The organism is Nocardioides ultimimeridianus, assembly GCF_054777895.1.
Window position 1 is genome coordinate 128,506 of the sequence record NZ_BAAHAB010000004.1, and the last position, 22,475, is coordinate 150,980.

23 protein-coding genes and 1 pseudogene are annotated in these 22,475 nt (G+C 69.2%); 22 read left to right on the forward strand and 2 right to left on the reverse strand.

Annotated features, from left to right (window positions below; genetic code table 11):
* Positions 1-92 precede the first annotated feature (92 nt).
* The 19 genes and pseudogenes from ACYU8V_RS02995 (at position 93) to ACYU8V_RS03085 (ending at position 17,822) form a co-directional block, all read left to right on the forward strand.
* Positions 93-794 (forward strand): TetR/AcrR family transcriptional regulator, encoded by a 702-nt coding sequence (locus tag ACYU8V_RS02995; RefSeq protein WP_460845035.1) that lies wholly within the window; start codon positions 93-95, stop codon positions 792-794.
* A gap of 9 nt (positions 795-803) precedes the next feature.
* Positions 804-2,903 carry an excinuclease ABC subunit UvrB gene (gene uvrB / locus ACYU8V_RS03000; protein WP_460845036.1) on the forward strand — a complete coding sequence of 700 codons (2,100 nt, stop codon included), beginning with the start codon at positions 804-806 and terminating at the stop codon, positions 2,901-2,903.
* A 194-nt stretch (positions 2,904-3,097) separates the two neighbouring features.
* The gene (locus ACYU8V_RS03005; RefSeq protein WP_460845037.1) at positions 3,098-3,871 is read left to right on the forward strand and encodes an MlaE family ABC transporter permease; all 774 of its coding nucleotides are present in this window, start codon (positions 3,098-3,100) and stop codon (positions 3,869-3,871) included.
* Complete coding sequence (locus ACYU8V_RS03010; RefSeq protein WP_460845038.1) at positions 3,871-4,710, forward strand: MlaE family ABC transporter permease; 840 nt, start codon at positions 3,871-3,873, stop codon at positions 4,708-4,710. The genes ACYU8V_RS03005 and ACYU8V_RS03010 overlap by 1 nt, the downstream gene beginning before the upstream one ends.
* Positions 4,710-6,026, forward strand: a complete 1,317-nt coding sequence (locus tag ACYU8V_RS03015) for an MCE family protein (protein ID WP_460845040.1) — start codon at positions 4,710-4,712, stop codon at positions 6,024-6,026. Before ACYU8V_RS03010 ends, ACYU8V_RS03015 begins: the two co-directional genes overlap by 1 nt.
* Positions 6,023-7,099: an MCE family protein gene (locus ACYU8V_RS03020; RefSeq protein WP_460845041.1), complete on the forward strand. Its 1,077-nt coding sequence runs from the start codon at positions 6,023-6,025 to the stop codon at positions 7,097-7,099. The genes ACYU8V_RS03015 and ACYU8V_RS03020 overlap by 4 nt, the downstream gene beginning before the upstream one ends.
* Positions 7,096-8,088 (forward strand): MCE family protein, encoded by a 993-nt coding sequence (locus ACYU8V_RS03025; RefSeq protein ID WP_460845043.1) that lies wholly within the window; start codon positions 7,096-7,098, stop codon positions 8,086-8,088. The genes ACYU8V_RS03020 and ACYU8V_RS03025 overlap by 4 nt, the downstream gene beginning before the upstream one ends.
* Before the next feature lies 1 nt (position 8,089).
* Complete coding sequence (locus ACYU8V_RS03030; RefSeq protein ID WP_460845045.1) at positions 8,090-9,313, forward strand: MCE family protein; 1,224 nt, start codon at positions 8,090-8,092, stop codon at positions 9,311-9,313.
* Entirely contained in the window at positions 9,313-10,635 is a 1,323-nt protein-coding gene (locus ACYU8V_RS03035; protein ID WP_460845047.1) for an MCE family protein, read from the forward strand. The genes ACYU8V_RS03030 and ACYU8V_RS03035 overlap by 1 nt, the downstream gene beginning before the upstream one ends.
* A complete protein-coding gene (locus ACYU8V_RS03040) occupies positions 10,632-11,909 on the forward strand; it encodes an MCE family protein (RefSeq protein WP_460845049.1) in 1,278 nt (425 codons plus the stop codon). Before ACYU8V_RS03035 ends, ACYU8V_RS03040 begins: the two co-directional genes overlap by 4 nt.
* Positions 11,876-12,511, forward strand: coding sequence for a hypothetical protein (locus tag ACYU8V_RS03045; RefSeq protein WP_460845051.1), 636 nt, complete (start codon positions 11,876-11,878; stop codon positions 12,509-12,511). The genes ACYU8V_RS03040 and ACYU8V_RS03045 overlap by 34 nt, the downstream gene beginning before the upstream one ends.
* Positions 12,508-13,329 (forward strand): hypothetical protein, encoded by an 822-nt coding sequence (locus ACYU8V_RS03050; RefSeq protein ID WP_460845052.1) that lies wholly within the window; start codon positions 12,508-12,510, stop codon positions 13,327-13,329. The genes ACYU8V_RS03045 and ACYU8V_RS03050 overlap by 4 nt, the downstream gene beginning before the upstream one ends.
* 54 nt (positions 13,330-13,383) lie before the next feature.
* On the forward strand, positions 13,384-14,346 hold the full coding sequence (locus ACYU8V_RS03055) for an NAD(P)/FAD-dependent oxidoreductase (RefSeq protein ID WP_460845054.1): 963 nt from the start codon (positions 13,384-13,386) through the stop codon (positions 14,344-14,346).
* Between the two features lies 1 nt (position 14,347).
* Positions 14,348-14,815 (forward strand): pyridoxamine 5'-phosphate oxidase family protein, encoded by a 468-nt coding sequence (locus ACYU8V_RS03060; protein WP_460845056.1) that lies wholly within the window; start codon positions 14,348-14,350, stop codon positions 14,813-14,815.
* A 13-nt stretch (positions 14,816-14,828) separates the two neighbouring features.
* Complete coding sequence (locus ACYU8V_RS03065; RefSeq protein ID WP_460845058.1) at positions 14,829-15,029, forward strand: ferredoxin; 201 nt, start codon at positions 14,829-14,831, stop codon at positions 15,027-15,029.
* Between the two features lie 2 nt (positions 15,030-15,031).
* Positions 15,032-15,934: a 3-oxoacyl-ACP reductase gene (locus ACYU8V_RS03070; RefSeq protein WP_460845059.1), complete on the forward strand. Its 903-nt coding sequence runs from the start codon at positions 15,032-15,034 to the stop codon at positions 15,932-15,934.
* 11 nt (positions 15,935-15,945) lie between these two features.
* Positions 15,946-16,698: a glucose 1-dehydrogenase gene (locus tag ACYU8V_RS03075; RefSeq protein ID WP_460845061.1), complete on the forward strand. Its 753-nt coding sequence runs from the start codon at positions 15,946-15,948 to the stop codon at positions 16,696-16,698.
* Between the two features lie 174 nt (positions 16,699-16,872).
* A pseudogene (locus ACYU8V_RS03080) lies at positions 16,873-16,953 on the forward strand (hypothetical protein); the annotation flags it as partial.
* A 203-nt stretch (positions 16,954-17,156) separates the two neighbouring features.
* Positions 17,157-17,822 carry a DUF559 domain-containing protein gene (locus ACYU8V_RS03085; protein WP_460845683.1) on the forward strand — a complete coding sequence of 222 codons (666 nt, stop codon included), beginning with the start codon at positions 17,157-17,159 and terminating at the stop codon, positions 17,820-17,822.
* 58 nt (positions 17,823-17,880) lie between these two features.
* On the opposite strand, the gene ACYU8V_RS03090 is transcribed toward ACYU8V_RS03085, so the two are convergent.
* Positions 17,881-18,510 carry a TetR family transcriptional regulator gene (locus tag ACYU8V_RS03090; RefSeq protein WP_460845063.1) on the reverse strand — a complete coding sequence of 210 codons (630 nt, stop codon included), beginning with the start codon at positions 18,508-18,510 and terminating at the stop codon, positions 17,881-17,883.
* 170 nt (positions 18,511-18,680) lie between these two features.
* Between ACYU8V_RS03090 and ACYU8V_RS03095 the strand changes: the two genes are divergently transcribed.
* Genes ACYU8V_RS03095 through ACYU8V_RS03105 form a run of 3 tightly spaced genes read left to right on the forward strand, consistent with a single transcriptional unit; the run spans position 18,681 to position 21,837 of the window.
* Positions 18,681-19,955, forward strand: coding sequence for a glycosyltransferase family 4 protein (locus tag ACYU8V_RS03095; RefSeq protein ID WP_460845064.1), 1,275 nt, complete (start codon positions 18,681-18,683; stop codon positions 19,953-19,955).
* A complete protein-coding gene (locus ACYU8V_RS03100; RefSeq protein WP_460845066.1) occupies positions 19,955-20,713 on the forward strand; it encodes a class I SAM-dependent methyltransferase in 759 nt (252 codons plus the stop codon). Before ACYU8V_RS03095 ends, ACYU8V_RS03100 begins: the two co-directional genes overlap by 1 nt.
* Positions 20,710-21,837, forward strand: coding sequence for a prenyltransferase/squalene oxidase repeat-containing protein (locus ACYU8V_RS03105; protein ID WP_460845067.1), 1,128 nt, complete (start codon positions 20,710-20,712; stop codon positions 21,835-21,837). Before ACYU8V_RS03100 ends, ACYU8V_RS03105 begins: the two co-directional genes overlap by 4 nt.
* On the opposite strand, the gene ACYU8V_RS03110 is transcribed toward ACYU8V_RS03105, so the two are convergent.
* Positions 21,838-22,470 (reverse strand): class I SAM-dependent methyltransferase, encoded by a 633-nt coding sequence (locus tag ACYU8V_RS03110; RefSeq protein WP_460845069.1) that lies wholly within the window; start codon positions 22,468-22,470, stop codon positions 21,838-21,840.
* Between the last annotated feature and the right edge of the window lie 5 nt (positions 22,471-22,475).

Below are 22,475 nucleotides of genomic sequence, written 5' to 3' on the forward strand. Positions count from 1 at the left end.
GCGTCGTCCGACGCTTACCCTGGACAGGCTGTCGGCGTTAAAACTATGTTGGACAGCATGTCCGGTCAAGCACCTGCTCTAGGATTTCTCGGGTGAGTCAGCCCGCCACCTCGTCCGAGCCGGTCGACGGCCGTGACGCCCGCTGGGCCGATCACCGCCGCGCCCGGCGCGAGCGGATCCTCGATACCGCCGTCGCGCTGATCGACAGCGAGGGCGTCGGGGTCAGCGTGCCGACGATCGCGGCCGCGGCCGACATCCCGCGCTCGGTGGTCTACAAGCTCTTCAAGGACCGCGACGACCTCGACGACCAGATCCGGGCGCGCATCGTCGACCAGATGAACGAGGCGCTGGCACCGACGCTGGTCTTCGACGGCTCGGTCCGCGACATCGTGCGGCGCTCCGTCGACACCTACGTCCGGTGGGTCGGTGCGCATGGCAACCTGCATCGGTTCCTCGGCACCGGATCCGCCGATCGTCACGACCAGGGCTCCAAGGTCGTGGTCGGCGGCAAGACCGCCTTCGCGCACGACGTCCGCGCGGTCGCCGACGCGATGCTGCCCCTGGCCCTCGGGAGCCGGCCGTCGCGCGGCCTCACCGAGAACCTCGCCTACGGGCTGGTCGGCCTGGTCGACAGCACCGTCAACCGCTGGCTCCTCGCCGACCCCGCCAAGCGCAGCTCGGCCCGCAACCTGTCCCGCTTCCTCACCGACGCGGCCTGCGCCGTCATCGCGGCGACGGTGGCCTCGGCCGGGGGAGAGCTCGACCTGGATCAGGCTGTCGGTACCGGTCCGTAGGCTGGAGGCATGCGTCCGGTCACCGATCTCGAGCGTCGCGTCGCCCCGTTCCACGTGGAGTCCGACTACCAGCCCTCCGGCGACCAGCCGGCGGCGATCAAGGAGATCACCCGGCGGATCAACGACGGCGTCCAGGACGTCGTGCTGCTGGGCGCGACCGGCACCGGCAAGACGGCGACGGTGGCCTGGGTGGCCGAGCAGGTGCAGCGGCCGCTGCTGGTGCTCCAGCCCAACAAGACCCTCGCCGCCCAGTTCGCCAACGAGCTGCGCCAGCTCTTCCCCAAGAACGCCGTCGAGTACTTCGTCTCCTACTACGACTACTACCAGCCCGAGGCCTACGTCCCCCAGACCGACACCTACATCGAGAAGGACTCCTCGATCAACGAGGAGGTCGAGCGGCTGCGGCACAGCGCCACCAACAGCCTGCTGACCCGTCGCGACGTGATCGTCGTGTCGACGGTCTCCTGCATCTACGGCCTCGGCACCCCCCAGGAGTACGTCGACCGCATGCTCAAGCTGCGCGTCGGCGAGGAGCACGACCGGGACGCGGTGCTGCGCCGGCTGGTCGACATCCAGTACACCCGCAACGACCTCGCCTTCACCCGCGGCACCTTCCGGGTCCGCGGCGACACCCTGGAGATCTTCCCGGTCTATGAGGAGCTGGCGGTCCGGATCGAGTTCTTCGGCGACGAGATCGAGCGGCTGATGACGCTGCACCCGATCACCGGCGAGGTGATCACCGAGGACCAGGAGCTCCACGTCTTCCCGGCGACCCACTACGTCGCCGGCCCGGAGCGGATGGAGCGCGCGATCCGGGGCATCGAGACCGAGCTCGCCGAGCAGCTGGCCACCTTCGAGCGCCAGGGCAAGATGCTCGAGGCCCAACGGCTGCGGATGCGGACGACGTACGACGTCGAGATGATGCGCCAGGTCGGCAGCTGCGCGGGGATCGAGAACTACTCGATGCACATCGACGGCCGTCTGCCCGGCAGCGCCCCCAACTGCCTGCTCGACTACTTCCCCGAGGACTTCCTGCTCGTCGTCGACGAGTCGCACGTCGCCGTCCCCCAGATCGGCGGGATGTACGAGGGCGACATGTCCCGCAAGCGCAACCTGGTCGAGCACGGCTTCCGGCTCCCCAGCGCCATGGACAACCGGCCGCTGCGCTGGGAGGAGTTCCTGGACCGGATCGGACAGACGATCTACCTCTCGGCGACCCCGGGCGACTACGAGCTGGACAAGGTCCAGGGCGACGTGGTCGAGCAGATCATCCGCCCGACCGGCCTGATCGACCCCGAGGTCGTCATCAAGCCGACCAAGGGCCAGATCGACGACCTGATCCACGAGATCAAGGAGCGCACCGAGAAGAACGAGCGGGTCCTGGTCACGACGCTGACCAAGAAGATGTCCGAGGACCTCACCGACTACCTGCTCGACGCCGGGATCCGCACCCGCTACCTGCACAGCGAGGTCGACACGCTGAAGCGGATCGAGCTGCTGCGCGACCTGCGGCTGGGCGCCTACGACGTGCTCGTCGGCATCAACCTGCTCCGCGAGGGCCTCGACCTGCCCGAGGTGTCCCTGGTCGCGATCCTGGACGCCGACAAGGAGGGCTTCCTGCGCTCGGACAAGTCGCTGATCCAGACGATCGGGCGCGCGGCGCGCAACGTCTCCGGCCAGGTGCACATGTACGCCGACCGGATCACCCCGTCGATGGAGTCGGCCATCGACGAGACCAACCGGCGCCGCGCCAAGCAGGTCGCCTACAACGAGGCCCACGGCATCGACCCCCAGCCGCTGCGCAAGAAGATCGCCGACATCACCGAGATGCTGGCGCGCGAGGAGGAGTCGACCCAGGAGCTGCTGCAGTCGCTGCCGGCCGGTCGCGGCAAGAGCCCGACCCCTGCACTGCGCAGCACCGACATCGGCGGTCACGCACGCGAGCTTGCCGGCCTGCCGAGCGGGGAGCTGGCCGCCCTGATCCAGGACCTCACCGACCAGATGAAGGCCGCGGCCGCCGAGCTCCAGTTCGAGCTGGCGGCGCGGCTGCGCGACGAGATCGGCGACCTGAAGAAGGAGCTGCGCCAGATGATGTCTGCGACCCAGTAGGGCGCGGCAACGGCGTAAGTCGACTTAGCCGAACCGTGCGCTCCTCTTGGCGGCGCAGGTTGGGTGATTCGCGTGACGTGACCATCTCCGTCGAGTTAAGTGTTTGTGGCGGCGGCCACAGGGTGTCGCTATGCAAGAACGAGAACACGTTCTACTATTGCCCGGGCTTCGACTTGGACGGATGAGGTGATCGGATGGCGCTCAGCGCCGCAGCCGTGGTTCGAGGACCCGGCGAGATCGCCATCATGGTCGTCGAGGTGACCAAACGGATCTTCACCCGGCCCTTCCAGTTCCGGGAGTTCCTGGAGCAGGCCTGGTTCGTCACGAGCGTGACGCTGATGCCCACGATCCTGGTCTCGATCCCGTTCGGCGCGGTCATCTCGCTGCAGGTCGGCAACCTGACCGGGCAGCTCGGCGCGCAGTCCTTCGCCGGCGCCACGGCGGTGCTCGCCACCGTCCGCGAGGCGGCCCCGATGGCGGCCGCGATGATCATCGCCGGTGCGGCGGGCTCGGCGATCTGCTCGGACATGGGGGCGCGCAAGATCCGCGAGGAGATCGACGCCATGGAGGTGCTCGGCATCGATCCGCTCGAACGCCTGGTGGCCCCCCGCGTCGTCGCGACGATGTTCGTGGCGGTGATGATCAACGGCATCGTCATCGGCACCGGCATCGGGGGCGGCTACTTCTTCACCGTGATCGTCCAGGGCGGGTCCGCGGGCGCGTTCCTCTCCTCCTTCACCGCGCTCGCGTCGCTGCCGGACCTCTACATCGCCATGATCAAGGCCGCGATCTTCGGCCTGCTCGCTGCGGTGATCGGCGCGTACAAGGGACTCAACGCCGGCGGCGGCCCCTCCGGCGTCGGGCGGGCGGTCAACGAGTCGGTCATCATCGCGTTCATGGCGCTGTTCTTCCTCAACGCCGTCATCACCGCGATCTACTTCCAGGTCGCACCCCCGGCGGGCATCTGATGGCCACGATCACCTCGTTCGCCGGCGACGTCCTCAAGGCCCGGCGCCGCAACCTGGAGGAGTACGGCGACCAGCTGCTCTTCTACATCAAGGCGCTGCTCGCGGTCCCGACCACGCTCCGCAAGTACCCGCGCGAGGTCTTCAACACCCTCGCCGAGGTCGCCTTCGGCGCCGGCGGTCTGACCCTGATCGCGGGCTCGGCCGGCGTCATCGCCTTCATGGCCTTCTTCGCCGGCACCGAGGTCGGCATGCAGGGGTACGCCTCGCTGAGCCAGATCGGCGTCGCGAAGTTCAGCGCCTTCATCTCGGCGTACTTCAACACCCGAGAGGTCGCGCCCCTGGTCTCGTCGATCGCGCTCGCGGCGACGGTCGGCTGTGGCTACACCGCGCGGCTGGGGGCCATGCGGATCTCGGAGGAGATCGACGCGCTCGAGGTCATGGGCATCCCGTCGCTGCAGTTCCTGGTGACCTCGCGGATGATCGCGGCGTTCGTGGCGGTGATCCCGCTCTACATCGTGGCCCTGTGCGCGTCGTACCTCTCGCCGCGGCTGATCGTGACCCTCATCTACGGTCAGTCGCCCGGCACCTACGACCACTACTTCCTGGAGTTCCTGCCACCGATCGACATGCTCTGGTCGTTCCTCAAGCTGCTCTTCCTCGCCGTCGCGGTGATCCTGATCCACTGCTACTACGGCTACACCGCCTCCGGCGGTCCGGCGGGCGTAGGGCGCGCCGTCGGCCAGGCCATCCGCACCAGCATCGTCACCATCGTGGTGGCCGACTTCTTCCTCAGCTTCGCGATCTGGGGATCCACGACCACGGTCAGGATCACCGGCTGATGTTGGTCAACATCCACCACGACAGCCGCAAGGAGCACAACCGGCTCCTGGTCGCCGGCATCGCGTTCCTGCTCAGCATCGCGATGCTCGTCTGGCTCTCGATCGCGATCTACAACAAGAAGTTCGACCACGTCACCTGGGTGACGATCGACGCGGACCGGGCCGGTCTGCAGCTGGCGAAGTTCGGCGACGTCCGGATCAACGGGGCGCTGGTGGGCCAGGTGCGCGACATCGGCCAGGAGGGCGACCACGCGGTCATCAAGATCGCGCTGGACCCCGCCGCCGCGAAGGAGATCCCCAGCAACGTCTCGGTCCGGATCCTGCCGACGACCCTGTTCGGCCAGAAGTTCATCGAGCTCGAGCGCCCGGCCGACGCATCGCCCACCCCGCTGCGCAACGGCGACATCATCCCGGCGTCCCGGGTCACGACGAACGTCGAGCTGAGCAAGGTGCTCGCCGACCTCTTCCCGCTGCTGCGCGCGGTCCGCCCCGCCGACCTGAACGCGACACTGAGCGCCATCGCGCACGCGCTGCAGGGCCGGGGCGAGCAGATCGGCCGCACGATGGACGAGCTCGGCACCTACCTGAGCGCCATCGACGGCCACCTGCCCACGCTCAAGGCCGACCTGATCCAGCTGGCGAAGGTCTCCGACGACTACGACGCCGCCGCCCCCGACCTGCTCAAGACGCTCGCGAACCTGACCGTCACGAGCCGCACGATCGTGCAGAAGCGCCGTGACCTCGACGTGTTCTTCTCCGACCTGACCGGCCTGTCCGACACGACCACGCGGGTCCTGCAGGCCAACGCGCAGAACCTGATCCGGATGGGTCAGGTCACCGAGCCGATGACCCGCCTCCTGGCCCGCTACTCGCCGGAGTTCCCGTGCCTGATCGAGGGTGCGGCGAACTACGCGCCGATCCTGTCGCGGACCTTCGAGGGCGGCTGGGTCAAGCAGTACATCGAGTTCTTCAACCCGCAGTACCACGTCTTCCGCAAGTCCGACGCGATCAGGTTCGGCGAGCTCGGGCACGGCCCGTGGTGCGTGGGCCTGCCGCACTTCGACGTGCCGGCGACCCCGCACCACCTGCACCAGGGCATCCAGCAGGCGCAGAACCCGCCCACCGACATCACCCCGTTCAGCCCGTGGATCCCCAGCGCGAACCTGAGCAGCCCGGCCGGAACCGAAGGCGAGAACCAGATCCTCAGCGCGATGCTCTCCCAGAAGTCGGGTCACGCCGCCTCGTCGTACGGCTCGCTCGGGTCGCTGCTCTACGGTCCCGTGGTCCGCGTCGGCAGGAAGGCGACCGACTCGTGAACCGTCGCAACGCCGCCACCGTCTCCGCGGGCATCAAGCTCGGCATCTTCACCGTCGTCTCGCTGTTCGTCACCGGGACGCTCACCGTGATCATGGGTCACCTCGGCATCGGCTCCTCCCACCAGTACGAGGCGATCTTCACCAGCGCGAGCATGCTGAAGAAGGGCGACGACGTCCGCGTCGCGGGCGTGAGCGTCGGGGCCGTCAAGGGCGTCGAGCACTACGACCGCAGCATGGCCAAGGTGACCTTCAGCGTGTACGACGGCGTGCCGCTGACCACCGCCTCGACCGCCGAGATCCACTACCTCGACCTGGTCGGGGACCGCTACCTGGCACTCGGCGAGGGCAAGGACGCCACGGGCGCACCGACCCTCAGCCCCGGCGCCACGATCCCGGTCGGCCAGACCAAGCCCGCGCTCGACCTGACCGTGCTCTTCGACGGGTTCAAGCCGCTGTTCCAGGCGCTGACCCCGCACCAGGTCAACGACCTGAGCATGAACCTGGTCCAGGTGCTGCAGGGCGAGGGCGGCACGGTCCGCAGCCTGCTGGAGCACACCGCGTCGCTGACGAACACCCTCGCCAACCGCGACGCGCTCATCGGCCAGGTCGTGACCAACCTCAGCGAGACGCTCAACACCGTCAACCAGCACCACCAGCAGCTGACCACCCTCGTGGTGGAGCTCAAGGACTGGATGACGCACCTGGCGCACAGCCGCAAGACGATCGGCGGCTCGCTCGGCAACATCTCGAAGCTGACCGTCGCCGTCGCCGGGCTGCTGCACCAGGGCCGGCCGCTGCTGAAGTCGGACATCGCCGCGCTGCGCCGGCTCGCGACGCTGCTCAACAAGCCGGGCCAGAAGGCCGACCTGGTCGACCTGCTCAACCGGATGCCCGAGGTCATGACCGACCAGACCCGGACCGGCACCTACGGGTCCTGGTACCAGTACTACATCTGCGGCGTCTCGGCCCAGATCAAGCTCCCGCTCATCGCCAACCTGCCGATCGTCTCCGAGATCGAGAAGTACATCACCAACGTCGACTTCCACTCCACGGCGCCGAGGTGCAACCAATGAGGCCCCCCAGCGACGCCCGCGTCCTCCGCCTCGGCGTCATCACGCTGGTCGTGATGGCGATCGTCGTGGCGGCGACGTTCAACCTGAACAAGTTCCCGGGCTTCCGCGGGACGACCTACTACGCCCAGTTCGCCGACGCCAGCGGCATCCACAAGGGCAACATCGTCGAGGTCGGCGGCATCCGCTCGGGCCGGATCAAGGACGTCACCCTGGACGGGTCGCACGTCGTGGTGACCTTCGAGCTCGACGGCGGCATCGACCTGGGCAGCGACCCGCACGCCTCCATCGAGGTCTACAACCTGCTCGGTGAGAAGTTCCTCAACGTGCAGCCGTCCGAGGGCGCGGACCTCCGCAGCGGGGGGACGATCCCGTTGGAGAACACCTCCTCGGCGTACGACATCGTGGGGGTGTTCGGCGACCTCACCAAGACCACCGAGGCGATCAACACCGACAACCTGTCCAAGGCCCTCGACGTCGTCTCCTCGACGCTGGACGACGCCGCCCCCGAGGTGCATGCCTCCTTCGAGGGCATCGCCCGGCTGTCGCGGTCGATCGCGACGCGCGACGACAAACTGACGACGCTGGTCAACAGCTCCCAGCAGGTGAGCAAGGTCCTGGCGGCGCGCAGCCAGGACATCGTGGAGCTGATGAAGAACAGCGACCTGGTGTTCAAGGAGCTCCAGCGGCGCAAGGCGGCGATCCACCAGCTGCTCATCAACGCGCGGCTGATGGCCAAGGAGCTGCGGGGGGTCGCGAAGGACAACGCGAGCCAGATCAAGCCCGCCCTGCAGCAGGTCCAGGGCCTGCTCGGCACGCTGGTACGACGCAAGAAGCAGCTCAAGGCGGTCCTGCACGACCTCGGGCCCTACGTCTCCATCCTGTCCAACATCATCGGCACCGGGCCGTGGTTCGACGCCTACGCCTCGAACCTCGCCGCGGTGACCACCGGCGAGTTCGTCCCGGGCTTCCCCGACGTGAGTGGGAACTGACATGGTGACGAGTCTCTGGAAGCGCATCGACCGCCGCGTCGTGGTGCTCGCGGTGCTGCTCATCGCACTGGCGGGCGTGCTCAACGTCGCGCTGTCCCCGGCCCGGATGAACACGCTGACCGCGCACTTCTCGCGTGCCGTGAGCGTCTACCCGGGCACCGACGTGCGGATCCTCGGGGTCAACGTCGGCAAGGTCACCGCGGTGATCCCGCAGGGCGACTCGGTCCGCGTCGAGATGGAGTACGACGCGAAGTACCGGGTGCCCGCCGACGCGAAGGCGGCCATCGTCACCCCGACCCTGGTGGCCGACCGGTTCGTCCAGCTCACGCCGGTCTACGTCAAGGGCGCGGTGATGGCCGACGGGGCCGACATCCCGCTGGCGAAGACCCTGGTGCCGGTCGAGCTCGACCGCATCTACGGCAGCCTCAAGACGCTGACCGAGGCGCTCGGCCCGAACGGCGTCAACAAGGACGGCACCCTCAACCACCTGCTCAAGGCGGCGCACAGCTCGCTCGGCGGCGAGGGCGCCTCGGGCCGCCGGATGATCCAGGAGCTCTCCAAGGCCGCCCAGGTCTTCGGGGACAACGCGGGGCCGCTGTTCCAGACCGTGTCCCAGCTCGCCCGGTTCACCCAGACCCTGGGCAACAACGACAAGCTCGTGCGTGCCTTCATGAAGGACCTCGCGGGGATCTCGCGGACGCTGGCGGGGGAGAGCGGCAGCCTGCAGAAGACCATCGCCGCCGTCGCGCAGGCCGTGGGCAGCGTCAAGGGCTTCGTGCACGACAACCGCGACGCGCTGGTCCACCAGATCGCGAACCTGAAGGTGGTCATGCACACGATCGCCTCCGAGCGGACGAACCTGGACACGGTGCTGCGGATCGCGCCGGTCGCGATGGGCAACCTGCAGGCCGGCTTCGACCATGCCAGCGGCTCCCAGAACTCCCGGATCACCATCGCCGGCTACGCCTGGGACGCCGACGGGTTCATCTGCGCGATCATCATGCAGAAGCAGGGCATGCCGGCGTCGCTGAAGAAGACCGCCTGCGACCTGATCAGCCAGCTGATGGAGCCGATCCTCACCAAGGTGCCGTACCTGCCGCCCAACTACAGCCAGTTCACGCCGACCTCGGGTCGCAAGGGAGCGATCAACCCGCAGGTGACTCCGGTCTACAACGCCAAGGTGACCGAGCCGTCGATGAGTGCGCTGTTCGGGGGTGGGTCGTGATGCGTCGGGTCGTCGTCACCCTGGTCGGGCTGCTGGTCGGCGTGCTGCTGCTGGGCGGCTGCAAGTTCGACGGCGCCTACGACCTGCCGTTGCCCGGCCACCCGGTGTCCAAGTCCGACTCCTTCGTCGTGACCGCGGACTTCCAGGACGTGCTCAACGTGGTGCCGCGGTCGACGGTGATGGTCGACGACGTCGTCGTCGGCGAGGTCACCGACGTCGAGCGGGTCGGCTGGCACGCCCGGGTGACCATGCGGGTCAAGAACGGGGTCGACCTCCCCGACAACGCCGTCGCCGACATCCGGCAGGTCTCCCTGCTCGGCGAGAAGTACGTCGCCCTGCTACCGCCCACCGGCGTCGCGCCCGAGGGCCGGCTCGCCGACGGCGACAACATCCCGATGTCCTCCACCGGCCGCAACCCGGAGGTCGAGGAGGTGCTCGGCGCCCTGTCCTTCCTGCTCAGCGGCGGTGGGGTGAACCAGCTCGGCACCATCACCCGCGAGGCCAACAACATCATGTCGGGTCGCACCGGCCGGTTGCGCGGCGTGCTGTCGAACCTCTCGGCGGTCGTGCGCACCATCGACGGGCAGAAGACCCAGATCATCCGGGCGCTCAGCTCGCTCAACGGCCTCGCCCGCACGCTCAACAGCGAGAAGACCACGATCGCCGACGCCCTGGACGCGACCGGCCCCGCGATCAAGGTGCTCGACAGCCAGCACACCGAGATGATCCGGATGCTGTCCTCGCTCAAGCGGCTCGGCGCGGTCGGCACCCACGTCATCAACGCCAGCAAGGGCAACATCATCAAGATCCTGCGCCAGCTGGGTCCGGTGCTCAACAAGATCGCCGACGCCGGCAACAAGCTCGCCCCCGGCATCAACCTCCTGGCCAGCTTCCCGTTCCCGAAGGCCGCGAACGCGATCGTGAAGGGCGACTACGCCAACACCATCGCGCGGGTCTCGATCGACTTCGACAACCTCTACACCGCCCTCAAGCTGCCCAACATCCAGCTCGGCTCGGCCGCGACCGGCAAGGCTGCGATCCGGCAGTGCGCGAAGAGCGGGCGGATCCTGAGCACGAACTGCTCCGCGGTCCTGTCCAGCCCGTCGATGACCGACAGCCTGCGGAGCCTGTGCCACGGCAACACGACGAACCCGGTCTGCACCACGCTGAACACCGCGGGCAACCTCGACCTGGGCGACCTGCTCGGCGCGCCGGGCATCCTCGGCAGCAACTACACCGGAGCCACGGGGCTCTCCCGGGGCATGGTCAGCACGGGTGACGTGCCCGGCAGCAACCAGCGACTGCTCGGAGGCGACGTATGAGCCGCGGCGTACGCATCCGGCTGGCGGCCTTCGTGGTCCTCAGCGCGGTCGGCCTGTTCTACATCACCGCCTCCTACCTCGGCGTCGTCGACAAGGTCACCGGCCGGGAGTTGACGGTCACCGCCACCCTGCCGAACTCCGGAGGCCTGTACGTCGGCAGCGAGGTGACCTACCGCGGCGTGAAGATCGGTCGCGTGTCGGACGTCGTACCCACTCCCACGGGCATCGACGTCACGCTGCAGCTCCAGCAGGACACCAAGCTGCCGACCGACTCGCCGATGTTCGTGCACAACCTGTCGGCCGTGGGGGAGCAGTACCTCGACTTCGAGCCGCCCAACGACAGCGGCCCGTACGCCGCCGACGGCAGCGTCTTCCACGGGTCCGCGGCCTCGCTGCCCGAGGACGAGGGCGATCTGCTGGTCACGCTCAGCGACTTCGTCGACTCGGTGGACAAGAAGGACCTGCAGAGCACGGTCAAGGAGCTGGGGACGATGTTCCGCGGCACCGGCCCGGACCTGCAGCGGCTCCTCGACAGCGGCTCGACGTTCATCCACGAGGCCTCGAAGCACACCAAGGACACCATCACCCTGCTCGACAGCGGCCTGAAGGTGCTGCGCACCCAGAGCGGCGAGCAGGAGAACATCCGCAGCTTCGCCCACGACCTGAACACGCTGACGACCGCGCTGGCCAAGAGCGACGGCGACCTGCGCGGGGTCATCACCGACACCCCCGCGGCCGCGCGCGAGGTCCAGGCGCTAATGGAGGACCTCGAGCCGCACCTGCCCGTGCTGCTCGGCGACCTGGTCACGGTCGGGCAGGTCTTCGACAAGAACCTGGCCGGGGTCGAGCAGCTGCTGGTGACCTACCCGCCGCTGATCGCCGCGGGCCCGACGGGCTCCACGCGCGACGGCTGGGGCCACGTCAACGTCCAGTTCGACTACAGCGTCCCGCCGTGCACCGACGGCTACAAGCCGCCGAGCGAGTGGCGCTCGACCCAGGACCTCACCGACGGCCCGATCTACCCGGCCAAGTGCAAGTCGCCGCTGCCCTACGAGCGGCGCGGCTCGAACGAAGCTCTGAAGTACACCGCCCGGCACGGCGCGAACGCGTCGCCGTCGCGTGACTACAGTGGGTCGAGCCTGCAGTCGGGAGTGCTGCCAGGAGTTGTCGATGCGAGAGGCCGGGCCGTCCACTACGAGACGCAGCCGGACCTCTCGGTATTGGGAGGAGACGCGTGGAAGTGGCTGCTGCTGGGTCCGGTGGCGCGGAGTTGAAGCTCGCACCCGAAGGCCCCGACGAGGGCATGGCGGCGGCAGCGCGGATCAGGCTGAACCTGGCCCTGTGGCTGCTCGTCCTGCTCACCGGCACGGCCGTCATCGTGCTCGGCGCGAAGATGTGGAGCAACCACGACGCCAGCCCCGGCGTCGGTGACTCCGTCGGCAGCGGGATCGTGAGCGCGGTACCTGCCGCACCCGCAGCCGAACAGCAGCGGATCGCGGCCGTGCTGAAGGCGAGCACGGTCTTCGTCAACACCTTCATGAACGTCGACTACCGGACCATGGACTCGACCTTCGCCGCGGTGAAGTCGCTGGCCACCGGCCCGTTCCGCAAGCAGTTCGACAAGTCCGTGCCGTCGCTGCGCAAGCTGGCGACCCGGCTGCACTCGGTCGAGACCGCGACCGTGATCTGGGCCGGCTACTCCTCCGGGGACGCCGACTCCGCCACCGTGCTGCTCGCCAGCAAGGGCACGAACACCGGCGACTCGGCGGACGGCAAGTCCCGCACCGTCGCGCGCTACGACCGGATCCGGGTCGACCTGCAGCTGGTCGGCGGCCGCTGGCTGGCCAACAACATCACGTTCGTGCAGGCCTCATGAGCACTCAGAAGCCCAAGCGTCCCGCGAGCTCGCGGACGTCCACCTCGCGTCCGCGCAAGATCGCGGGCCGGGTCGAGAGCGACCCCGCCGACAGTGCGACCGTGGAGGCTCCGGCCCCGCAGAGGAGCGTGCGGCCCGCCGAGGCGACCGCGCCCAGCAATGCCAGCGCTCCGAGGGCGCCCGGCGCGCCCACAGCGCCGGCGAAGCAGGCGAAGCCCAGTAAGCCGGCCGCCCCGCCGCGTCCCCTGACCGACCGGCTCGGCCTGTTCGCCGGGCGCCCGCTCACCCGGGTCCTGATGATCGCGCTCGCGGTGCTCGCACTCGTCGTCGTCGCGCAGGGGATCTGGTTCGGCGTGAAGGGCGACGACCACCACGGCTCGGCGCAGCAGGCCCAGGGCACGATCGACGTACCTGCCGACACGCCGGTGCAGATGAACCAGAGCGACATCGACCAGGGCGTCGACCAGGCGGCCAAGGACGTCGTGACGTTGATGAGCCTGCACTACAAGACCTTCGACGAGGACGTGGCGAAGGCTGTCGACCTGACGACCTCGCGCTTCGCTCCCGAGTACCAGCGGACGACCGCGGACCTGAAGGACGACTACGTCAAGAAGCAGGTCGAGCTCTCCGCGAAGGTGATCGGCGAGGGCGTCGTCAAGGCGAACACGACCCGGCTGCAGGCGCTGCTGTTCGTCAACCAGTGGGCGACGCGCGGCGTGGGCAAGGATCGCCGACTCGTTCTGACGTCCTTCCGCGTGTTGATGACGATGGTGCACACCAATACCGGTTGGCTGGTCGACGGGATGGACACTCAGTAGGAAGATCGGTGCCAGGTGCAGACAGAAGAAACTAGAACACGTTACAGTTCTGCTGTGGACTGCGACCTGGTGATCGTGGGGGCCGGACCGACCGGGCTCTTCGCGACGTACTACGCCGGCTTCCGCGGCATGCGGGTCGCGGTCGTCGACTCGCTGCCGGAGCTGGGCGGGCAGATCACCGCGATGTACCCCGAGAAGCAGATCCTGGACGTCGCCGGCTTCCCGACGGTCAAGGGTCGCGACCTCGTGGCCGGCCTCGTCGCGCAGGCCGACACCGCGGGAGCGCCGTACCTCCTCGGCCGTACGGCGACCACGCTGGTCACCGACGACGACGGGCTCACCCTGACCCTCGACGACGGCACCGAGGTGCGCGCGAAGGCGATGCTGATCACCGCCGGCATCGGTAAGTTCAGCCCGCGACCGCTGCCCGTCGGCGACGACTGGCTGGGCCGGGGGATGGAGTTCTTCGTCCCCAGCTTCGAGCCGTACGCCGACAAGGACGTGGTGATCGTCGGCGGCGGCGACAGCGCCTTCGACTGGGCCGTGAACCTGGAGCCGATCGCGCGCTCCATCACGCTGGTCCACCGCCGCGACGCCTTCCGCGCCCACCAGCGCACCGTCGACCAGGTCCGGGCCAGCAGCGTGGAGATCCTGACCAAGGCCGAGGTCACCAAGATCATCGGCGGGGAGACCGTCGAGCAGGTCGAGGTCACCGTCGACGGGGAGGCGCAGACGCGCCCCGCGCAGGCCGTCGTGGCGGCGCTCGGGTTCATCGCGGACCTGGGGCCGCTGCAGCAGTGGGGGATCGTCACCGAGAAGCGCCACCTCGTCGTGGACCCCTCGATGCGCACCAACCTGGAGCGGGTCTTCGCCGCCGGCGACATCACCGAGTACCCCGGCAAGGTGCGGCTGATCGCGGTCGGCTTCGGCGAGGCCGCGACCGCGGTCAACAACGCCGCCGTGGTCATCGACCCCAGCGCGCACGTCTTCCCCGGCCACTCCTCGGAAGGGAGCTGAGATGGCATCCGGTCGCGACGCGGTCAAGCTGACCGACGAGGAGGTCCAGGGCCTGCTCGAGGAGAACCTCAAGGTCCAGGTGGCCGCCAACGGCCACGACGGCTTCCCTCACCTGACCACGCTGTTCTACGTCGTGGAGGACGGGAGGATCGCGTTCTGGACCTACGGCCGCAGCCAGAAGATCCGCAACCTCGAGCGGGACCCGCGGGTCACCGCGCTGGTCGAGGACGGCACCGACTACTTCGAGCTGCGCGGGGTGTCGATCCAGGGCCGCGCCGAGATCATCACCGACCACGACCGGATCTTCGAGATCGGCTCCCGGGTCGCGACCCGGATGCTCAACGCCGAGTCGTTCGAGGCGCTGGGCGACTTCGGCCGAGAGACCGTCGAGAAGCAGGCGACCAAGCGGGTCGCCGTGATCATCCATCCCGAGCAGGTGGCCTCCTGGGACCACCGCAAGATGACCTGAGGAAGCGAGTTCGATGACCCTCAAGATCAAGGTCGACTTCGACCTGTGCGAGTCCAACGCGATGTGCGAGGCCCTGGCGCCCGACGTCTTCGAGCTGGACGACGACGACTTCCTCCAGCTCACCACCGACGAGGTGAACAGCGAGAACGAGCAGCGCGTGCGGCAGGCCGCCGCCGCCTGCCCGCGCAACGCGATCTCGCTGGTCGAGGAGTGAGCGTGGCAGGTACCGACCTGGACGGCCGGGTCGCGATCGTCACCGGCGCCGGGGCGGGCCTCGGCCGGGCCGAGGCGCTCGCGCTGGCTGCCGCTGGTGCCCGCGTCGTCGTGGCCGACCTGCCGGGTGGTGCGGACGGCACGGTCGAGGAGATCCGTGCGGCCGGCGGCGACGCGGTCGCCGTGGGCGGCGACGTGTCCGAGCGCGCGACGGCCGACGCGATGATGGCCGCCGCCGTCGAGGGCTTCGGCCGGCTCGACATCGTGGTCAACAACGCCGGCATGACCCGCGACAAGATGCTGTTCAACATGTCCGACGAGGAGTGGGACGCCGTCATCGCGGTGCACCTGCGCGGCCACTTCCTGCTGTCGCGCAATGCGGCGGCGTACTGGCGCGAGCAGGCGAAGGCCGCCGAGTCCGGCAGGGTCGACGGCAGCATCGTGAACACGGCGTCCGAGGCGTTCCTGGGCGGGTCGCCCGGGCAGGCCAACTACGCCGCGGCGAAGGCCGGGATCGCCGCGCTGACGCTGTCCACCGCGCGTGGGCTGTCGCGGATCGGCGTACGTGCCAATGCGATCTGCCCCCGCGCGCGCACCGCGATGACAGCGGCGGTCTTCGGCGACGACCGGTCGGGCAGGGCGGTCGACCCGTACTCCGCCGACCACGTCGCCCCGCTCGTCGCCTACCTCGCCTCGCCGGCCGCCGAGCGGATCACCGGCCAGGTCTTCGTCGTGTACGGCGGCATGGTGGCCCTCGTGGCAGCGCCGGTCGTCGAGCAGCGCTTCGACGCCTCCGGCGACCTCTGGTCGGCCGACGACCTCGACAAGCAGCTCGGCGGCTTCTTCGCCGACCGCGACCCGTCGGTGGGCTTCGCCGCCGACTCGATCATGCAGCTCACCGTCTGACAGGGATCCTCATGCGTCTGGAGAACAAGGTCGCCATCGTCACCGGTGGCGCGATGGGCCAGGGGGCCGAGATCTCCCGCGCCTTCGTGGCCGAGGGGGCCAAGGTCGTCATCGCCGACGTCGCCAAGGAGCAGGGGCAGGCGCTCGCCGACGAGCTGGGTCCGGCTGCTCATTTCATGGCTCATGACGTGAGTGACGCGGCGTCCTGGGACGCGCTGGTCGAGGACACCAACACCCGCTTCGGGCCGGTGAGCGTGCTCGCCAACAATGCCGGCATCCTGCGCTTCGGCGACATCGAGCGGATGCCCGCCGAAGAGGTCGAGCTGCTGTGGCGGATCAACCAGCTCGGCTGCTTCCTGGGCATGCAGGCCGTCACGCGCACCATGCGCAAGAACGGCGGCGGCTCGATCATCAACGCGTCCTCGGTCGAGGGCCTCGCGGGGATGCCGTCGTGCACGGCGTACGCCGCCACCAAGTGGGCCATCCGCGGCATGACCAAGTGCGCGGCGATGGAGCTCGGGCCCAAGGGCATCCGGGTCAACTCCGTGCACCCCGGCATGATCGACACCCCGATGACGCGGGTCCACGGCGGCGACGCCGCGATGGAGTACGGCGCCAGCAAGGTGCCCCTGCGCCGGGTCGGCACCCCCTCCGACATCGCCCCTGTCTACGTCTTCCTCGCCAGCGACGAGTCGTCGTACATCAACGGGGCCGAGATCGCCGTCGACGGCGGGGTCACCTCGACCCACGCCTTCGGCGCCTGACTCGCGAGTTCAGGCTTGTGGTCGACCGAATCCAGGGTTTCGGTCGACCACAAGTGGCAACTCGCGCACCATGGCGGGCCAGAATTTCATCCACAGGCCGGGCGCCGGCCGCGTCGTCCACAGGTGCCCGAGTGGTTGGCGTCGTGGTCGTAGGCGCGCGGCGACCATCGGTGGATGCCCGAACCTGACCTCTCCCGGCCGTTCACCTCAAGCGATTTGGCTCGTGTCGGGCTCACTCGTGCCGCGCTGCGGCGGCTGGTGGCCCAAGCGGCGCTGCGGCGTGTCGTGCGCGGCGTGTATGTCGCCGCGGACCTGGGGGATGATGTTGCAGTCCGGGCAAGCGCCGTCGCGCTGCTGCTCGGTGAGGGACACGTGGCCTGCGACCGCACGGCAGCATGGCTCTACGGGCTGGATCTCTATCCGTACGCCGACCACGACGTGGTTCCTGTCGTCGAGATGTGCGTGGCCCCGGACGGGGCGCGCCGATCGGCTCGGGCATCGGTGGCCACAGGAGGCACCTGCTCGCGGAAGAGGTCACCGAGGTGCATGGCGTCGCAGTCACCACTCCGCTGCGCACCGCGCTCGACCTCGCGTGTGTGTTGGAACGTCGCGATGCCATGGCGGCACTGGACGCATTCTGCCGCTGCTACGGGCTCTCCCGGGCCGAGCTCTCTGGAGCATTGCGGTGCAGGTTCACGGGGCGCCGCGGTGTCGTGCAAGCCCGCAACTTGGTCGAGCACTGCGATCCGCGCGCGGAGTCGATGCGGGAGTCCTGGGTCCGGATCACGATCATCGATGCAGGCCTTCCGGCGCCCGACCTGCAGGTATGGGTGATCGACGACGGTGTGCCGAGATACCGATTGGATCTTGCCTACCGTCGGTGCAAGGTCGCGGTCGAGTACGACGGCGAAGACGGCCACCTGCGGACGGAGGATCAGGTCGAGGACGATGAGGCGCGCAGGGCGTGGTTGCGCGCCCGCGGGTGGACGGTGATCGTGGTCCGCAGCGGTGACTTCACGGGCGCTCGCCTCGACAGGTGGATCACGGAGCTGAGGCTGGCCGTGCGTCCGTCGTACTCCAACCGGCGCATGCTCGAGAGGGGCGACCGCGACCGCGAGTTCTGACTTCGGGTCAGCCGAAACCCGGGATTCGGCTGACCCGAAGCCAGAACTCGCGCCGGGGTCAGTCGCGGAGGACGAGCCGGACGGCGGTCTCCATGTGGGCGGCTGTCTCGGCGGCCGTCGTGCGACCGGTGACCCAGCCGACGAGGGCGGAGAGCCAGATGTCGCCGATCACCCGGGCGACGGCGATGTCCTGGTCGGTGATCTCGGCGTCGTCGGCGTCCTGGCCGTGCATGGCGTGGGTGACGATGGCGGTCATCGACATGCCGACCGAGTGGATCTCGTTCTTGACCGAGGAGTCGGCGAACATGAAGGCGCGGGTGAGCGCCTCGGTGAGCTTGGGGTCGCCCTGCATGCCGCGGGTCAGCCGCTTGAGCACCCACAGGACCCGGTCGGCCTGGGTGTCGCCGGGGATCTGGCGCTCGTGCAGGCGCTTGGACGCCTCCTCGAACTGCCGGTCCAGACCCGAGACCAGGAGGTGGATCTTGGAGGGGAAGTAGCGGTACAGCGTGCCGAGGGCCACGTCGGCCTGCTCGGCGACGGCGCGCATCTGCACGGCCTCGAACCCACCGTTGGCGGCGAGCTCGTAGGTGGCGTCCAGGATCCGCTTGCGACGGTCGCGCTGTGCGGCGGACCCGCCCCGGTCGTCGTTGTCGCCAGTGGCGTCGGACGTCAGCGAGTGGGTGGTCACGGCAACTCCTCGGTGCTCGGCGGGTGGGCCGTAGCGACTAGGCTACTAACAGGTAGCGCATAATAGAAACACGTTCCAGTTTCGTTCCGGCCCTGCTCCTGGTGAGCCTGGCGCCGTGACTCGAGGGTTGAGCCGGCGCCACACGCAGTCACCAAGGAGGAGATTCGGTCATGCGGATCGCGATGCTTTCCTACCGCAGCAAGCCGCACGTCGGCGGCCAGGGTATCTACATCAGGCGGCTGAGCCGCGAGCTGGTCGCCCTCGGGCACACCGTCGAGGTGTTCTCCGGCCAGCCGTACCCCGATCTCGACGAGGGCGTCACGCTCACGAAGGTCCCCAGCCTGGACCTCTACCGACCCGGTGACGAGTTCCGCAACCCGCGCCCGCGCGAGTTCCGCGACCTCATCGACGTCGAGGAGTGGCTGACCATGCGCAGCGGCGCGTTCCCCGAGCCGCTCACCTTCAGCAAGCGGGTCGTGAAGCTGCTGAAGGCGCGCCGCGACGACTTCGACGTGGTCTTCGACAACCAGACCCTCGCGCTGCCGCTGCTGCAGATCGAGGAGGACGGCCTGCCCCTGGCGGCGGCCATCCATCACCCGATCACGATGGACCGGGCGATCGAGCTCAGCACCGCGCCGTGGGTACGCCGCAAGGCGGACAGCCGCGTGAAGGTGGAGCTGCCGAAGGTCGGCGTGTGGCGCTGGTACTCCTTCCTGCGCCAGCAGAAGCTGACCGCGCCGCGCATCCGCCGCGTGATCGTGCCCTCGGAGTCCTCCAAGCGCGACGTGGTGCGTGAGTTCGGGGTCGACGCCGACCGGATCGACACCATCCTGCTGGGCGTCGACGACCGCTTCCGTCCGCCCACCGAGCCGCGCGTGGCGGGCCGGATCCTGGCGATGGCCAGCGCCGACGCGCCGCTCAAGGGCATCCACATCCTGCTCGAGGCCTTCGCCAAGCTGCGCACCGAGCGCGAGCTCGAGCTGGTCCTGGTGACCAAGCCCAAGGAGGGCGGGGTCACCGAGAAGCTCATCGACAAGCTCGGCATCGCCGAGCACGTCACCTTCGCCAACGGCCTGACCGACGACGAGCTGGTGGCGCTGATGGGCTCGGCCGAGGTCGCCTGCGTGCCGTCCCTCTACGAGGGCTTCTCCCTGCCCACCGCCGAGCTGATGGCCTGCGAGACCCCGCTGGTCGTCTCGCGCGCCGGTGCCATCCCGGAGGTCGTCGGCCCCGACGGCCTGTGCGCCGAGGTCGTCGAGCCCGGCGACGTGGGCGCCCTGGTGGCGGCCGTGGCGGCGCTGCTCGACGACCCCGAGCGCCGGGCCCGGCTGGGCGCGGCCGGCCGACTGCGGGTCAAGGAGCTGTTCAGCTGGTCGGCCGTCGCGGCGAAGACCGCCGACGTGCTCGAAGACGTGATCGTGGACTACCAGAAGGAGCAGCGCTGATGCTGACCGTTGACTTCGACCGACTCGGCCTCAAGCCGGGGGAGCGCGTGCTCGACATGGGTGCGGGTGCCGGCCGGCACAGCTTCGAGATGTACCGCCGGGGCGCCGACGTGATCGCGTTCGACCTCGACGCCGAGGAGCTCGAGGGCGTCCGCGACCTGTTCGTCGCGATGAAGGAGGCCGGCGAGGTGCCCGAGGGCGCCGAGGCCGACGTCAAGCAGGGCGACGCCCTCTCGCTGCCGTTCGCCGACGGCGAGTTCGACCGCATCGTCTGCTCGGAGGTGCTCGAGCACATCCACGAGGACGTCGCCGCGATCCGCGAGCTGATCCGGGTGCTGCGTCCCGGCGGCACGATGGCCGTCACGGTGCCGCGCTGGCTGCCGGAGGTCATCAACTGGCGGCTGTCGGCCGACTACCACAACGCCGAGGGCGGCCACATCCGCATCTACACCGACCACGAGCTGATCGACAAGGTCACCAAGGGCGGCCGGTTCAACGACGGCACGCCGGGCGACGCGATGATCTTCGAGGGCAAGAGCTATACCCACGGCCTGCACGCGCCGTACTGGTGGATCAAGTGCGCGGTCGGCGTCGACAACGACACCCACCCGCTCGCCAAGGCGTACCACCAGCTGCTGGTCTGGGAGATCATGAAGCAGCCCAAGACCCTGCAGTACGCCGGGAAGGTGCTCGACCCGCTCATCGGCAAGTCGATGGTCCTGTACTTCCGCAAGCCCGAGGCGCCGGAGGCCGCGTGAGCGCCGAGGTCCCCCTCTCGCGCCTCCCGTACGTCGACGGGCTGCTCTCCGCCGAGCAGGTGGCCGACACCGCGCGGGCGATCGCCGCGATGCAGGAGCCGTGCGGCTCGGTGCCGTGGACGGTCGGCGAGCACACCGACATCTGGAACCACGTCGAGTCCGCCATGGCGATGCTCGTCGGCGGCCAGGTCAGCGCCGCCGAGCGCGCCTACGACTGGGTGCTCACGATGCAGCGCCCGGACGGCTCGTGGCCGATGAAGATCGTCGGCGGCGAGGTCGAGGACGCGCGCGGCGAGAGCAACATGTCGGCGTACCTCGCCGTCGGGGTGTGGCATCACTGGCTGATCCGCCGCGACATCCGCTTCGTGGAGCGGTTCTGGCCCGCGATCCGGTCCGGCCTGGACTTCGTCACCTCGCTGCAGGAGCCGTGGGGCGGCATCCGCTGGACGCCCGTCGACGACTTCTGCCTGCTCACCGGCAGCTCCTCGATCTACCACTCGCTGCGCGCCGGTGTTGCGCTCGCGGACCTGATGGACGACCCGCAGCCGGAGTGGGAGCTCGCGGGCGGTCGGCTCGGTCACGCCGTACGGCGCCACCGCGACCTGTTCGCGGACAAGTCGACGTTCTCGATGGACTGGTACTACCCGGTCCTCGGCGGCGCCGTCCGTGGCGACGCCGCGCGCGAGCGGATCGCCGAGCGGTGGGACGACTTCGTGGTGGCGGGCCTCGGCATCCGCTGCGTCGACACCAACCCGTGGGTGACCGGTGCCGAGACCTGCGAGCTGGCGATGGCGCTGGACGCCCTGGGCGAGCCGGCCCGCGCGCGGAAGCTGGTCGCCGAGATGCAGCACCTGCGCGAGGACGACGGCCGCTACTGGACCGGCTGGGTGTACGACGACGCCACCCACCCGGCCCCCGAGGGCGAGCCGCGCAACGTGTACTGGCCGCACGAGCAGACGACGTACACCGCCGCCGCCGTGCTGCTCGCGATCGACGCGCTGGGGGAGACCTACGGGCACTCGACCCCGGGCTCCGGGATCATGCGCGGCACCTCGCTGGCCGCGCACTTCGACGAGATCGCGCTGGAGTGCGAGTGCGGGGCGGACGAGTCCGCGCGCCGCTAGCTACACCCGGCGCAGGACCCGCAGGGACCCGACCGCCTCGATCTCCTCGAAGCGGCCGCTCTCGAGCGCCGGCAGGTAGATGCGCTCGTACGGCGGCCGCCCGCCGTCCGCGGGGTCGGGGAAGACGTCGTGGATGGCGAGGTAGCCGCCCGACATGACGTGGTGGGCCCAGCCCTCGTAGTCGTCGATGGCGGGCTGCTCGCCGTGCCCGCCGTCGATGAACAGCAGGCTCAGCGGCGTGTTCCAGTGCGCGCTGACCGTCGTGGACGCGCCGACGATCGCGACGACGTGGTCCTCGAGCCCGGCGCGGGCGATGTTCTTGCGGAACTGGCCCAGCGTGTCCATCAGCCCGAGCTCGGGGTCGACGACCGAGGCGTCGTGGTGCTCCCAGCCGGCCTGGTTCTCCTCCGAGCCGCGGTGGTGGTCGACGGTGAAGACGGTTCCGCCGATCTCGCGGGCCGCCGCTCCGAGGTAGATCGCCGACTTGCCGCAGTAGGTCCCGACCTCGAGGACGGGGCCGTGGGGGAGCCGCTCGCGGGCGATCCGGTGGAGCGCGGCACCCTCGTCCTCGGGCATGAACCCCTTGGCCGCGAGGGCGTGCGGGAGCAGGTCGGCGGGCATCTCGGACGTCACCCGCC

What these genes read in the sequence shown, in the direction of transcription:
- ACYU8V_RS03035 (WP_460845047.1), top strand. Translation starts at nt 9,313, where the DNA reads ATGCGTCGGGTCGTCGTCACCCTGGTCGGGCTGCTGGTCGGCGTGCTG.
- ACYU8V_RS03075 (WP_460845061.1), top strand. Translation starts at nt 15,946, where the DNA reads ATGCGTCTGGAGAACAAGGTCGCCATCGTCACCGGTGGCGCGATGGGC.
- ACYU8V_RS03005 (WP_460845037.1), top strand. Translation starts at nt 3,098, where the DNA reads ATGGCGCTCAGCGCCGCAGCCGTGGTTCGAGGACCCGGCGAGATCGCC.
- ACYU8V_RS03030 (WP_460845045.1), top strand. Translation starts at nt 8,090, where the DNA reads ATGGTGACGAGTCTCTGGAAGCGCATCGACCGCCGCGTCGTGGTGCTC.
- ACYU8V_RS03025 (WP_460845043.1), top strand. Translation starts at nt 7,096, where the DNA reads ATGAGGCCCCCCAGCGACGCCCGCGTCCTCCGCCTCGGCGTCATCACG.
- ACYU8V_RS03015 (WP_460845040.1), top strand. Translation starts at nt 4,710, where the DNA reads ATGTTGGTCAACATCCACCACGACAGCCGCAAGGAGCACAACCGGCTC.
- uvrB (WP_460845036.1), top strand. Translation starts at nt 804, where the DNA reads ATGCGTCCGGTCACCGATCTCGAGCGTCGCGTCGCCCCGTTCCACGTG.
- ACYU8V_RS03040 (WP_460845049.1), top strand. Translation starts at nt 10,632, where the DNA reads ATGAGCCGCGGCGTACGCATCCGGCTGGCGGCCTTCGTGGTCCTCAGC.
- ACYU8V_RS03050 (WP_460845052.1), top strand. Translation starts at nt 12,508, where the DNA reads ATGAGCACTCAGAAGCCCAAGCGTCCCGCGAGCTCGCGGACGTCCACC.
- ACYU8V_RS03060 (WP_460845056.1), top strand. Translation starts at nt 14,348, where the DNA reads ATGGCATCCGGTCGCGACGCGGTCAAGCTGACCGACGAGGAGGTCCAG.
- ACYU8V_RS03100 (WP_460845066.1), top strand. Translation starts at nt 19,955, where the DNA reads ATGCTGACCGTTGACTTCGACCGACTCGGCCTCAAGCCGGGGGAGCGC.
- ACYU8V_RS03095 (WP_460845064.1), top strand. Translation starts at nt 18,681, where the DNA reads ATGCGGATCGCGATGCTTTCCTACCGCAGCAAGCCGCACGTCGGCGGC.
- ACYU8V_RS03010 (WP_460845038.1), top strand. Translation starts at nt 3,871, where the DNA reads ATGGCCACGATCACCTCGTTCGCCGGCGACGTCCTCAAGGCCCGGCGC.
- ACYU8V_RS03065 (WP_460845058.1), top strand. Translation starts at nt 14,829, where the DNA reads ATGACCCTCAAGATCAAGGTCGACTTCGACCTGTGCGAGTCCAACGCG.